The sequence below is a fragment of the Cryobacterium sp. W22_MBD10_FK3 genome (assembly GCF_052113745.1).
In the GTDB taxonomy this organism is placed as follows: domain Bacteria; phylum Actinomycetota; class Actinomycetes; order Actinomycetales; family Microbacteriaceae; genus Cryobacterium.
In genome coordinates this window covers 65,381-78,820 of sequence record NZ_JBGQOH010000004.1, presented here as the reverse complement: position 1 = coordinate 78,820, position 13,440 = coordinate 65,381, and the positions used below count along the sequence as shown (strand labels likewise).

Annotated in this window: 11 protein-coding genes; 8 read left to right on the top strand and 3 right to left on the bottom strand. The window is 67.3% G+C overall.

Translation table 11 applies throughout. The annotated features are described in order from the left end of the window. Positions 1-31 precede the first annotated feature (31 nt). Together ACEN2M_RS06230 and ACEN2M_RS06225 are read right to left on the bottom strand one after the other, a co-directional pair. On the bottom strand, positions 32-1,012 hold the full coding sequence (locus ACEN2M_RS06230) for a branched-chain amino acid ABC transporter permease (protein WP_441647403.1): 981 nt from the start codon (positions 1,010-1,012) through the stop codon (positions 32-34). 12 nt (positions 1,013-1,024) lie between these two features. Further along, positions 1,025-2,332, bottom strand: a complete 1,308-nt coding sequence (locus ACEN2M_RS06225; protein WP_441647269.1) for a branched-chain amino acid ABC transporter permease — start codon at positions 2,330-2,332, stop codon at positions 1,025-1,027. Positions 2,333-2,567: 235 nt separating this feature from the next. Here ACEN2M_RS06225 and guaB point away from each other — a divergent pair, with 235 nt between their 5' ends. From guaB to ACEN2M_RS06210, 3 genes are all read left to right on the top strand, one after another. After that, on the top strand, positions 2,568-4,070 hold the full coding sequence (gene guaB, locus ACEN2M_RS06220; RefSeq protein WP_441647268.1) for an IMP dehydrogenase: 1,503 nt from the start codon (positions 2,568-2,570) through the stop codon (positions 4,068-4,070). A 172-nt stretch (positions 4,071-4,242) separates the two neighbouring features. Continuing rightward, a complete protein-coding gene (locus ACEN2M_RS06215; protein WP_441647402.1) occupies positions 4,243-5,352 on the top strand; it encodes a GuaB3 family IMP dehydrogenase-related protein in 1,110 nt (369 codons plus the stop codon). A gap of 49 nt (positions 5,353-5,401) precedes the next feature. Further along, positions 5,402-7,126, top strand: coding sequence for a glycerol-3-phosphate dehydrogenase/oxidase (locus ACEN2M_RS06210; protein WP_441647267.1), 1,725 nt, complete (start codon positions 5,402-5,404; stop codon positions 7,124-7,126). A 154-nt stretch (positions 7,127-7,280) separates the two neighbouring features. Here the strand turns inward: ACEN2M_RS06210 and ACEN2M_RS06205 are convergent, their stop codons facing one another. Continuing rightward, positions 7,281-8,255, bottom strand: a complete 975-nt coding sequence (locus ACEN2M_RS06205; RefSeq protein WP_441647266.1) for a hypothetical protein — start codon at positions 8,253-8,255, stop codon at positions 7,281-7,283. A gap of 322 nt (positions 8,256-8,577) precedes the next feature. Between ACEN2M_RS06205 and ACEN2M_RS06200 the strand changes: the two genes are divergently transcribed. From ACEN2M_RS06200 to guaA, 5 genes are read left to right on the top strand one after another with little or no spacing between them, the layout of a single operon-like run. Then, a complete protein-coding gene (locus tag ACEN2M_RS06200; RefSeq protein WP_441647265.1) occupies positions 8,578-9,105 on the top strand; it encodes a cation:proton antiporter regulatory subunit in 528 nt (175 codons plus the stop codon). Between the two features lie 3 nt (positions 9,106-9,108). Then, positions 9,109-10,467: a cation:proton antiporter gene (locus ACEN2M_RS06195; RefSeq protein WP_441647264.1), complete on the top strand. Its 1,359-nt coding sequence runs from the start codon at positions 9,109-9,111 to the stop codon at positions 10,465-10,467. Between the two features lie 5 nt (positions 10,468-10,472). Next, complete coding sequence (locus tag ACEN2M_RS06190) at positions 10,473-11,303, top strand: SURF1 family protein (RefSeq protein WP_441647263.1); 831 nt, start codon at positions 10,473-10,475, stop codon at positions 11,301-11,303. A gap of 9 nt (positions 11,304-11,312) precedes the next feature. Then, on the top strand, positions 11,313-11,750 hold the full coding sequence (locus ACEN2M_RS06185; RefSeq protein ID WP_441647262.1) for a DUF3817 domain-containing protein: 438 nt from the start codon (positions 11,313-11,315) through the stop codon (positions 11,748-11,750). Between the two features lie 14 nt (positions 11,751-11,764). Continuing rightward, positions 11,765-13,432, top strand: a complete 1,668-nt coding sequence (gene guaA, locus ACEN2M_RS06180) for a glutamine-hydrolyzing GMP synthase (RefSeq protein ID WP_441647401.1) — start codon at positions 11,765-11,767, stop codon at positions 13,430-13,432. The last annotated feature ends 8 nt before the right edge of the window (positions 13,433-13,440 follow it).

Here is a 13,440-nt window from a genome sequence, read left to right as displayed (position 1 = left end):
GGTCTTGACGGGCTTGGCGGTGGGAACGGTGTTATTTGACAAAAGCCAGCTCCTTCTTGTTTCCGAAGATGCCCTGTGGTCTGAAGATCACTATGAGCATGATCGCCACTCCAACGAGGATGAAGCGCAGCTGTCCGGCCTGGATGCTCGTCAGGAACGGGATCCAGCCGGCCTCCACGGCCCTGGCGATGAAGCCGGAGAAGAAGGACAGCAGCACCCAGAAGATCATCGAGCCGATGACCGGCCCGAGGATCGTGGCCGCTCCACCGAGCAGCAGGATGGCGTAGACGAAGAACGTCAGCGACGTCTGGTAGTTCGACGGCACCACGGCACGAGGCAGCACGAAGATCATTCCGGCGATGGTGCCGAAGACACCACCGAGGATCAACGACTGCATCTTGTAGGAGTAGACGTTCTTGCCCAGGGCGCGTACGGCATCCTCGTCTTCACGGATGCCCTTGATCACGCGGCCCCAGGGGCTGCGCATGATCTGCCAGGTGAACAGGCAGGCCAGGATCACGATGGTCCAGGCCACGATGCGCAGCCACCAGTCGTAGGCGTTGTACTCGAACGGACCGAACCCGTAGGTGCCGTCGGGAATGGGGTTGAGGTCGGCGAAGCCGCCCTTGTACCCGCTGAGCCCGTTGGCCGACCCGGTGATGGGCTCGAACGTGTTCGTCGTGAACAGCAGGCGCACGATCTCGGCGGCCGCGATCGTGACGATGGCCAGGTAGTCCGCCCGCAACCGCAGGGTCGGAATACCCAGAACCAAAGCGAAGACCACGGATGCGCCGATACCCACGAGCACCGCCGCCCAGACCGGGAAGCCGAAGCTCAGGGTCGAGATGGCGTAGCCGTAGGCGCCGAGGGCCATGAAGCCGGCCTGGCCGAAGTTGAGCAGGCCGGTGTAGCCGAAGTGAACTGCCAGGCCCAGCGCCGCGAGGGCGTAGGCGGCGGTGGTCGGGCTGATCAGCTCGACGGCCGCGTTGCTAAAGATTGCTCCCCAGTCGATCATCGTCAGCCCCTAGCCAATTCTCTCTTTGCGACCCAGGATGCCTTGCGGCCGAAGCAGCAGCACCAGGATCAAAACGACAAGTGCACCGACGTACTTGAGGTCGGATGGAATCCACAGCGTCGACAGCTCGACGAACAGGCCCACGATGATGGAGCCCACCAAGGCGCCGAACGCAGTGCCGAGACCGCCGAGGGTGGTGGCCGCGAAGACCAGAAGCAGGATCTGGAAGCCCATGTCCCAGCTGACTCCGGGGCGGAAGTAGGCCCAGAGCACACCGGACAGACCGGCCAGCGACCCGCCGACGATCCAGACGGTGCGGATGACGCCGTCAACGTCGATGCCGCTGGCGGAGGCCAGGCTGGGGTTGTCAGAGACGGCTCGGGTGGCCTTGCCCGTGCGGGTGCGCAGCAGGAAGTAGGAGACCGCGAGCAGCACCACGATGCTGATGCCCATGCTGGCGAGGTCGATCGGCGACAGCGAGATGGGGCCGAACTTGAGGTCGGTCATGCCGGAGCCGGGCAGCTGGCTGGTGCCGCCGCCGTAGAACAGCTGGAAGGTGTACCGCAGCGCGAGCGACAGCCCGATGCTGACGATCATCAGCGGGATCAACCCCACGCCCTTCTTCCGCAAAGGTTTCCAGATCGCCGCATCGAGCCCGAAGCCCAACAGGCCGCTCAGGGCGATGGCGATCAGGATGGCCAGCCAGATCGGCAGGCCGAGGGTCACCGAGAGGGTGAGCGTGGCCAAGGCGCCGAAGGTGATCATCTCGGCGTGGGCGAAGTTGCTGAGCCCGGTGGTGCCGAAGATCAACGACATACCGATGGCGGCCAGGGCCAGCAGCAGGCCGAAGTTCAGGCCGTTCACAAACCGGTTCACGAACTGGTCGAAGAAGCTGACCGTGGTGCGTTCCCCCTCGCCGAGGAAGAAGTTCACCGATTTCACCTTGGTGAGGCCGAACTCGGCGTCGATTTCGGCGCCGCCCTTGGCCACGACCACGCCCTTGGGCAGGGTGTCCTCGTCGAGGGCGACCGTGTAGGTCTCCTTCTCCGGCACGCCGATGCGCCACTTGCCGTCGGCGTCGGTGACGACCTCGGCCTCGTAGCCGGAGCCTTCGACGGAGATGAGCACGTCTTCGATGGGCTCGCCATCGAATTGCACGTTTCCGGCGATGACGTAGTCGTACTGGTCAGTATTGATTTCGTCCGCTTGAGCGGCCCCAGCGCCGAGCGTGGAGAAGGTCAGCGCGCCAAGGAGCAGGCCAAGGAGCAGCACCACCCTCCGGGGCGTCAATTTGCGAACTGCGTGTGTATTACTCACTGCACCTCCAGGGCGGCACCGTCGGTGCGTATTCGAGCCGGCACGGACTTGCCTGCCAGCGACGTTGCTGACAGTACGTGCCGATTATGTCGCATATGTTTCGTACGCTGAATTTAGTGGTCTTGATTTTGGTTCGCGGAATGCGTGGAGCGCAACGTCGCTTAACATTGAGTACCGGTTGTATCCCTTGGATTTCCGGACATTTCTCCATATCCGCGAATGCAAAAGGGGTTTCATGGATCAGCCAGATCCGTTCGGTTTCACCGGGCTCACCTACGACGACGTCCTTCTCCTGCCGGGACACACCGACGTCATTCCGAGCGAAGCCGAGACAAAGTCCCGGCTAACCCGCAGAATCAGTGTCGCCACGCCGCTGCTCTCCAGTGCCATGGACACCGTCACCGAGACCAGGATGGCCATCGCCATGGCTCGCGAAGGCGGCCTGGGCGTTCTGCACCGCAACCTGTCGATCGCCGACCAGTCCGAGCAGGTCGACCTCGTCAAGCGCAGCGAATCCGGCATGATTACCAATCCGGTAACGACTTCGCCCGACGCCACTGTTGCCGAGGTGGATGCCCTCTGCGGCCAGTTCCGCATCAGCGGCCTGCCCGTCGTCGACAACGACGGCGTGCTCGTGGGCATCATCACCAACCGCGACATGCGGTTCGTATCGACCGTGAAGAAGCACACCACCAAGGTGCGCGAGGTCATGACCACGTCCCCGCTCATCACCGGCAAGGTGGGCATGGCTCCCATGGACGCCGTGGCCATCTTCGCCACCCACAAGATCGAGAAGCTGCCGCTGGTCGACGACTCCGGCCGCCTCACCGGGCTGATCACGGTGAAGGACTTCGACAAGAGCGAGGAATACCCCAACGCCACCAAGGACGACGCCGGGCGACTGCGTGTCGGTGCCGCCATCGGTTTCTTCGGTGACGCCTGGCGCCGGGCATCCGCCCTGCTCGAGGCCGGTGTCGACGTGCTCGTGGTCGACACCGCCAACGGCGACAGCGCCGGAGTGCTCGAGATCATCCGCAAGCTCAAGTCCGACAAGGCCTTCGCCGACGTCGATGTGATCGGCGGCAACGTCGCCACCCGCTCCGGCGCGCAGGCGCTCATCGACGCGGGCGCGGATGCCATCAAGGTAGGAGTCGGCCCCGGCTCGATCTGCACCACCCGCATCGTTGCCGGTGTGGGCGTGCCCCAGATCACCGCGGTCTACCAGGCCTCGCTGGCCGCCAGGGAGACCGGCGTGCCGGTGATCGCCGACGGTGGACTGCAGTACTCCGGCGACATCGCCAAGGCGCTCGTTGCCGGCGCCGACACCGTGATGCTCGGTTCGCTGCTCGCCGGTTGCGACGAGAGCCCCGGCGAACTGGTCTTCACCAACGGCAAGCAGTTCAAGACCTACCGCGGCATGGGGTCGTTGGGTGCGTTGCAGACCCGCGGCAACAAGACCTCCTACTCCAAGGACCGCTACTTCCAGTCGGATGTGCCCTCCGATGACAAGCTCATCCCCGAGGGCATCGAAGGCCAGGTGCCCTACCGGGGCCCGGTGTCCAACGTGGCCTACCAGCTCATCGGCGGGCTGCGCCAGTCGATGTTCTACGTGGGCGCCCGCACCATCGAGGAGCTCAAGCAGAAGGGCAAGTTCGTGCGCATCACCGCCGCGGGCCTGAAGGAGAGCCACCCGCACGACGTGCAGATCATGGTGGAAGCGCCCAACTACCGCCGCTAACCGGCTCCAACCCACAGCAACTGTTCCCCCCACGGACAATTGCACCCGGCACACCGGGTGCAATTGTCCGTTTTGGCAACAGTTGGCCGGTGACCGCGCGCGCACGGGCGGCCGCCGGTTCAGCCAGCGCGGCTGGCTGGGTGCGGGCTGCGACTAAACTGGGCGGGTGAGTATGGAAATTGAGATCGGCCGGTCCAAGCGCGCTCGGCGCGTATACGCCTTCGACGACATCGCGGTGGTGCCGTCCCGGCGCACCCGTGACCCGGAGGATGTGTCGGTCGGCTGGTCCATCGACGCCTACCAGTTCGACATCCCGTTCCTGGCCGCCCCGATGGACTCCGTGGTCTCCCCGACGACGGCGATCATGATGGGTCAGCTCGGCGGACTGGGTGTTCTCGACCTGGAGGGCCTCTGGACCCGTTACGAGGACCCGGAGCCGCTGCTCAAGGAAATCCGCGAGCTGCCCGCCGACAAGACCACCGCACGCATGCAGGAGATCTACGCCGAGCCGATCAAGCCCACCCTGGTCACGGAGCGTCTCGCCGAGATCCGCGCCGCCGGTGTCACCGTCGCCGGCGCCCTGTCGCCGCAGCGCACCCAGGAACTGTACGAGACCGTTGTCGCCGCCGGCGTCGACCTGTTCGTCATCCGCGGCACCACGGTCAGCGCCGAGCACGTCTCCCGCAACCAGGAGCCGCTGAACCTCAAGAAGTTCATCTACGACCTCGACGTGCCCGTCATCGTCGGCGGCGCCGCCACCTACACCGCGGCCCTGCACCTGATGCGCACCGGAGCGGCCGGCGTGCTCGTCGGCTTCGGCGGCGGCGCGGCATCTACCACCCGCACCAGCCTCGGCATCCACGCCCCCATGGCCACCGCCGTGGCCGACGTCGCCGGCGCCCGCCGGGACTACATGGACGAGTCCGGCGGCCGCTACGTGCACGTCATCGCCGACGGCGGCCTGAGCACCTCCGGCGACATCGTCAAGGCCATCGCCTGCGGTGCGGATGCCGTGATGCTCGGCACCGCCCTCGCCCGCGCCACCGACGCACCGGGCGGCGGCTTCCACTGGGGCGCCGAGGCGCACCACTCGCAGCTGCCGCGCGGCAAGCGCGTGGAGGTGGGCACCGTCGCCCCGCTCGAGGCGATCCTGTACGGTCCCGCCCCTGTCGCCGACGGCACCGCCAACCTGGTCGGCGCCCTGCGCCGCTCGATGGCCACCACCGGCTACAGCGGAATCAAGGAATTTCAGCGGGTAGAGGTAGTTGTCGCGCCGTACTGAGTGAACTAGCGTCGAAGCAAGCACCACCGATGGCGATGGGAGTTTGCAGATGACGCATGACAATTCGGTGACCCGGTCCACGAAACTCGGACCCGAGGAACGCGCGGCGGCGATCGAGCGCCTCAAATCCAAGGAAGTCGACATCCTCGTGGTCGGCGGCGGCATCGTCGGCACCGGCAGTGCGCTGGATGCCGTCACCCGCGGGTTGAGCGTGGGCATGCTCGAAGCCCGCGACTGGGCGTCCGGCACCTCCAGCCGCTCGTCCAAGCTGGTGCACGGCGGCATCCGCTACCTCGAACAGTTGGATTTCCGGCTGGTGCGGGAGGCTCTCACCGAACGCGGCCTGCTGCTCAAGCGCATCGCGCCGCACCTGGTCAAGCCGGTGCGGTTTCTCTACCCGTTGAAGAAGCGGGTCGTCGAACGTGCCTATGTGGGCGCCGGGATGCTGCTCTACGACGTGCTCTCCTACCTGGGCGGGCGGCCCGGTGTGCCGCACCACCGCCATCTCAGTCGCGGCCAGGTGGCGAAGCTGGTGCCCAGCCTCAACCACAACGCCCTCGTGGGCGGCATTACCTACTACGACGCCCAGGTCGACGACGCGCTCTACGTGGCGTCGCTGGCCCGCACCGCGTCGGCGTATGGCGCCCACGTCGCCAGCCGGGTGCGGGTGGAGGGCTTCATCAAGGTGGGCGAACGGGTCGTGGGCGTGCAGGCGCACGACCTGCAGACCGGGGAACGGTTCGAGGTGCGTGCCAAGCAGGTGGTGAACGCCACCGGCGTCTGGACCGACGACACCCAGCGGATGGTGGGGGAGCGGGGCACGTTCAAGGTGCGCGCGTCCAAGGGCATCCACCTGGTCGTGCCGCGGGACCGGTTCCAGTCCTCGATGGGCCTGCTGCTGCGCACCGAGAAGAGTGTGCTGTTCGTGATCCCGTGGGGCCGGCACTGGCTCATCGGCACCACCGACACCGACTGGCATCTGGACAAGGCGCATCCGGCGGCCACGGCCGCTGACATCGACTACCTGCTCGAACACGTCAACGCCGTGCTGCAGGTGGCCCTGACCCGAGAAGACGTGGAGGGTGTCTACGCGGGCCTCCGGCCGCTGCTGGCCGGGGAGTCCGAGCAGACCTCGAAGCTGTCCAGGGAACACCTCGTGGGACATTCGGTACCCGGCCTGGTCGTGATCGCCGGCGGCAAGTGGACCACCTACCGGGTGATGGCCAAAGACGCGATCGACGCGGCGGTGGATGCCCTCGACGGGCTGGTGCCGCCATCCACGACCAAGGAGATCCCGCTGCTCGGCGCCGAGGGGTACCGGGCGGCGTGGAACAAGCGCGGCAAGATCGCGCACGCGTTCAACCTGCACACGGTGCGGATCGAGCACCTGCTCAACCGCTACGGCACGCTCACCGACGAGCTGCTCGACCTCATCAAGGCCAGGCCCGAGCTGGCGGAGCCGTTGCCCGGCGCCGACGACTACATCCAGGCCGAGGTCGTGTACGCTGCCACCCACATGGGCGCCCTGCACCTCGAGGATGTGCTGGCCCGGCGTACCCGCATCTCGATCGAGGCCTGGGACCGCGGGGTGTCCGCGGCGCCGGTCGCCGCACGGTTGCTCGCCGGAGTGCTCGGCTGGGACACCGAGCGCGAGGAGCGGGAGGTGTCGATCTACCTCAAGCGGGTCGCCGCCGAGCGGGCCTCGCAAACCCAACCCGACGACGAGTCCGCCGACCGGGTGCGCCTGGAGGCGCCGGACATCGTCACGAACTGAGCCCGGCTGGTTCACTGCGCCTCCTGTCGGCGACCGCGCCCGCTATAGGGGGCGCGTTCGCCCGTACGAGGTGCAGTGAGTAGCCTTCCGAGGCGCAGCGAGCCTCGGGATGCTGGTGGAATGGTGCCGGTCGCCAGTGTTGGGGTTAGCTCATTCACCGCGCGGTGGGGATGCCGTTGCGGCTGAGCAGATCTCCCAGAGCAGGGAGGGATGTGGCAACCGACCAGTCCCAACGGAACACACCCAGCCCCAGCGCGCGCAGTCGGTCCTCCCTGATCTTCTCGGCGATGACGATATCGGCCGCGGAACGCCCGTGGGTGAACTCGTCGCGCAGGTACTTACCGTGCCCGTCGAATTCACCTACCTTTCCGAGGTCTCGCCAGAAGAAGTCGCTGAACCCGATCAGCCCCGCGTGATCCGAGTGCGACACCTGTAACTCGGGCAGGAGAAAACCCAGCAAGAAGATGCCGGCCCGGCTGATCGATTCTCCGGTCGACCCGGAGAGCGGCGAGGCGAACTCCAAGACTCGTCGCGCCGCGGTTCGTCCGGGAACCCGGCCGAGCTGGGCGACGGCTCGTTCGAGGTCTGCCATGGTGGTCAACGCCTGACCGACGCGAGGTTCGTGAATCGCCTTGTCCATCACCGCCACCGCCTGGCCGAACCTGAGCACTCTGGCCAGCGTCACCGCCGTAGCGGCGACAGAGGTCACGCGGAGGCCGTCGTGCATGGTGAGGTCAAGGTCGTGTTCCTGCGTATGGCGCACCACGCCGTGGCGAGACCGGCCCCCGGCCGCAGCCGTTACGGAGACATGGATGTCAGTGGGCCAAGCACCGACGACCGGCAGGCCCCAGACGGCGGCCGCCGACAGGTGGGAGTACACCGCGGGCTCTTCCACGACCGCGGCGTGAGCGCGGATACGCCGGAGGTAGCGGTCATCCGCGCCGAGGGCATCCCACTCGGCGGCACGCACATACACACCGCGGCGCAGGCGAACGACGGTGTGACGGTCGAACTCCCGGCGGAGCTCGTGCTGGAGGCCGACCCTGGCCGCGTCGCTGGCCAGGATGAGCCCCCGGTGACCGGACATCGCCGCGAGAACCTGCAGGGTGGTCGATGATGTGGCGTCCATGCCGAGAGGCTCGCAGAACACGGTGGGCCTGACGTCAGGCGAGAGGCATCTGTGCACTTCTGGGTGTTCGATGGCACTCGTGCGTCGCCGCTGGCCGCCCGCCCCCGCCCTCGCTGAATGGCCCACGTTGGCTGGATGCGCCCCCGCTGGCTGGATGAGCCCCCTATAGCGGGATCAGCGGGCCATACGAGGTTCATCGAAGGGCGCGGGGAGGCTCGCGGGGCCCCGCGGATGCTCGTGGGCCCGGCGTCGCGGCCCGCCCAACCGGCAGACACGCTCCGGTAGAATGGGAACACCGCCCACAAGCCTCAGGAGTCGCACCATGGTTGACGTTCGACGGGTCAAGCTCCCCGGTGTCGGTGTGCTGCACACCTTCATCACCGATGACGGCGGCAAGGTCGGCGTCATCGCGCACCGATCCGGTCACAGCGACCTCATCACCTTCGCCGACGACGAGGGCGGCCCGGACGCCAGCAAGGTATCCCTGCGGCTGAGCGAAGACGAGGCGCACACCCTCGCCGAACTGCTCGGCGGCACCCAGATCACCGAGTCGCTCACCGCGCTCGACCAGATCCCCGGACTCAGCATCGACTGGTTCACGGTGGACTACGAAGACCACATCGCCGGGCAGCCCCTGGGCAACCCGGCCGAGCGTGGCATCGCCGGGCTCACCGTCGTGGCCGTGGTGCGCGGCGAATCCGCCAACCCCGCGCCCGCGCCCGACTTCAAGGTCTTCCCCGGCGACACCCTGGTGGTGGCCGGTTCACCCGAGAAGGTCGCGAAGGCGTTCGCCTTCTTCCGCACCGGTGAGATCAAGGCCAAGCCCGTCGACGCGCCGCCCGGAGGTTAACCGATGCACCTCGGTGAAGACCTCCTCACCCTGGGCATCCTGCTCGTGGTGGCCTACGGCCTGGGTCGGTTGGGCAAGCTGATCGGCCTGCCGTCGATCCCGATCTACATGATCGTCGGCCTCCTCGCCAGCCCGTACAGCGGATGGTTCCCGCTGGACTTCAACTCCGCCGACATCGAGCTGATCGCGGTGTTCGGGTTGATCCTGCTGCTGTTCAGCCTGGGCCTCGAGTTCGACCAGGAGGCCTTCTTCGGCGACGCCGGAAAACTGTTGATCTCCGGCGGCTCGTACATTCTGATCAACATGGGCGCCGGCTTCGCCTTCGGTCTGATGACGGGCTGGGGCGCCCGCGAGGCCCTCGTTATCGCTGGCATGACCGGAACCTCGTCCAGCGCGATCATCACCAAGCTGCTCATCGAACTGCGCCGGCTGGCCAACAAGGAAACCCCGATGATCCTCGGGGTGACCGTGGTCGGTGACATCTTCATCGCCGTGTACCTCGCCATCGTGTCTGTCGTGCTCAGCGGCAAGACCGAGATCTGGCCGATCGTGCTGCAGCTGGGCATCGCGTTCGTGTTCCTCGTGGTGATGTTCTCCGTCGCCCGGTGGGGCGGCCGGGTCGTCTCCAGGCTCATGCGCACCAAGGACGATGAGCTCTTCACCATCCTGTTCTTCGGCCTGGCCGTGCTCTTCGCCGGTATCGGCGAGATCATCGGCGTCACCGACGCCATCGGCGCGTTCCTCATCGGCGTGGTCCTCGGCGCCAGCACCTACCGGGGCCGCATCGAACGGGTGGCGGTGCCGCTGCGCGACGTTTTCGGCGCGTTCTTCTTCCTCAACTTCGGTCTGGCGTTGAACGTCGCCGAGTTCGGCTCGGTCATCGGCCTGGTCGGCATCGCCATCGTGATGACCTTCGTGCTCAGCTTGGGCTCGGGCATGCTGCTGGCCCGGATGCATCAGATGGGGGTACGGGAAGGACTGAATACCGCGGCGATCTTCGTCAACCGCGGCGAGTTCACGCTGATCCTGGCGACACTGTCGGTCAGCGCGGGACTCGACCCGCGCCTGCAGCCGTTCGCGGGGCTCTACGTCTTGACCATGGCGATCCTCGGCCCGCTCTTCACCGCCAACTCCGAGAAGATCGGGGCCGCGATAGGCCGTCGTTCCCGGGCCGCTCATCCGCCCACCCGCACCTCGGAGCGTGACGCGATGCGCGCCGAGGAGATCGCGCTCGTGGAGGCGGCCACCCACGACCAGAAAACCGGCGACCCGATGGTGGACTTCATTTCCGACACGTACCCGACCCCCAAGAAGACCGACAAGACGGCCGGCCCTGACGACCAGACGGGTGACTACTCATGATCCGCATGATGGTGCGTCCCCGCTGGATCGCCGCCCTGCTGCTGGCCCTCGCCATCGCCGCGGCGTTCGCGCTCCTCGGCCAGTGGCAGTTGGACCGGGCCATCTCCTCCGGCCAGGTGGTGGAGCGCAGCACCGAAACCGTGCAGCCGCTCAGCGACACCGCCACTCCGGACGGCCCGCCCCCGCAGGCAGCGGAGGGACAGATGGTCGAAACGACCGGCTCCTTCGTGCCCGGTGACGAGCAGATCATCAGTGGCCGCCACAACGGCGGCGTCTCCGGGTTCTGGGTGGTCAGCCACTTCGTCACCGACGAGGGCGCCAGCATCGCGGTGGCCCGCGGCTGGACCGCCGAGGCCGATGAGGCCGAATCGGTGCGCGACAGGCTCGCGACGCAGATGTCGATCCTGTCCCTGCAGCCCCTCACCGGCCGGTTCCTCTCCTCCGAGGCGCCCGTGCTGCCGGAGGACGGCGCCGACCCGCACACGATGACCACGGTGTCCACGGCGGCGCTGATCAACCTCTGGGCCAACTGGATCGACCAGTCGGTCTACCAGGGCTACATCGTCGACACCGTCGCCCCCGACGGTCTCGCGGTCATCGACTCCCCGGAACCCGTCGTCGAGGTTCCGCTGAATTGGCTGAACATCTTCTACGCCCTCGAGTGGGCCGTCTTCGCCGGCTTCGCGGTGTTCCTCTGGTACCGCCTGGTGCGGGATGCCTGGGAGCGCGAGACCGAAGAGGCCGAGATCGCCGCAGCCGCCGCTGCCGACGCCGCAGCCGGTTCGCCGGATGCGCCGCCCGCCGGCGCCGACAGGTCGCACGCCAACGCCCCGTAGAATTAGCCCATGCCACTTGAACCCAAGCCCGCCGACCTGCCCAGAATCCCCGGTGCGCTTCGGCTGTACCAGGTCTCGTCGATCATCACCGGTGTCCTGTTGCTCCTGCTCTGCGCCGAGGTGATCGCCAAGTACTTCTTCGGCACCGAGCTTGAGGGCGGCGGCCCCAACGGCCTGCTGGCCCTCGTCCCCGAGGGCACCGTCACCGCCGTCAACCTGAGCACCGGGTTGCTGATCGTGCACGGCTGGTTCTACGTTCTGTATCTGTTCGCCGACTTCCGTCTCTGGAGCATCATGCGCTGGCCCTTCCTGACCTTCCTGGTGATCGCCCTCGGTGGCATCATCCCGTTCCTGTCCTTCTTCCTCGAGGTGAAGGTCGGCCAGCGGGTGAAGGCGTTCCTCGCCGCGCACCCCGTGGCTCCGATCGAAGCGGGGGCCCGCGCATGAGCGCCGTGAACCCGATGGACGTTGTCGGAGCGGATGGCGCCGAAGGCGCCGAGGGCCTCGAAAACCTGCTCGGCACCGAAGAAGGCGCCGCGGCCACGGTTCCCGCCGGCTCCGGCATCAGCCGCCCCGTTCTCGTGGTCGACTTCGGCGCGCAGTACGCGCAGCTGATCGCCCGCCGGGTGCGCGAGGCATCCGTGTACTCGGAGATCGTGGCGCACTCGATCACGGCGGCCGAGGTCACCGCGAAGAACCCGATCGGCATCGTGCTCTCCGGTGGACCGTCCAGCGTCTACGCCGAGGGTGCCCCCACCTTCGACCCGGCCATCTTCGACCTCGGCATCCCGGTGCTGGGCATCTGCTACGGCTTCCAGGTGATGGCCACCATTCTCGGTGGCGAGGTCGCTCACACCGGCCAGCGCGAATACGGCTCCACCCCCGTGGTCGTCTCCGACGGCGTCAACGCGCTGCTCGCCGGCCAGCCCGCCGAGCAGACCGTGTGGATGAGCCACGGCGACTCGGTCTCCAAGGCCCCCGACGGCTTCACCGTGCTCGCCTCCACGGTCTCCACCCCGGTCGCCGCGTTCGCCAACGACGAGCGCCGCCTCTACGGCGTGCAGTGGCACCCCGAGGTCAAGCACTCCGCGCACGGCCAGCACGTGCTGGAGAACTTCCTGCACCGCGCCGCCGGCATCCCCGCCGACTGGAACAGCGGCAACGTCATCACCGAACAGGTCGCCAAGATCCGCGCCCAGGTGGGCACCGGCAAGGTCATCTGCGGGCTCTCCGGCGGTGTCGACTCCGCCGTCGCGGCCGCTCTCGTGCACAAGGCCATCGGCGATCAGCTCGTCTGCGTGTTCGTCGACCACGGCCTGCTGCGCCAGGACGAGCGCCGCCAGGTCGAGGAGGACTACGTCAAGGCCACCGGCATCCGCCTGGTCACGGTGGATGTGCGCGAACAGTTCATCCAGGCGCTGGCCGGGGTCAGCGACCCGGAGACCAAGCGCAAGATCATCGGCCGCGAATTCATCCGCACCTTCGAGCAGGCCCAGGCCGAGCTCATCAAGGAGTCCGCCGAGATCGACGGCGACCCGATCCGCTTCCTCGTGCAGGGCACCCTGTACCCCGACGTCGTCGAGTCCGGCGGCGGCAGCGGCACGGCCAACATCAAGAGCCACCACAACGTGGGCGGCCTGCCCGAAGACCTGCAGTTCGAACTCGTCGAGCCGCTACGCGCCCTGTTCAAGGACGAGGTGCGGGCCATCGGCGCCGAGCTGGGCCTGCCCGCCGAGATCGTGCAACGCCAGCCGTTCCCCGGACCCGGCCTGGGCATCCGCATCGTCGGTGAGGTCACCCAGGCGCGCCTGGACCTGCTGCGCCAGGCGGATGCGATCGTGCGCGCCGAGCTGACCGCCGCGGGCCTGGACCGCGAGATCTGGCAGTGCCCCGTGGTGCTGCTCGCCGACGTGCGCTCGGTGGGCGTGCAGGGCGACGGCCGCACCTACGGCCACCCGATCGTGCTGCGCCCGGTGTCCTCCGAAGACGCCATGACGGCCGACTGGACCCGCCTGCCCTACGACCTGCTCGCGAAGATCTCCAACCGCATCACCAACGAGGTCGATGGGGTCAACCGCGTGGTGCTCGACGTCACGTCGAAGCCGCCGGGGACCATCGAGTGGGAGTAGGCGTCACG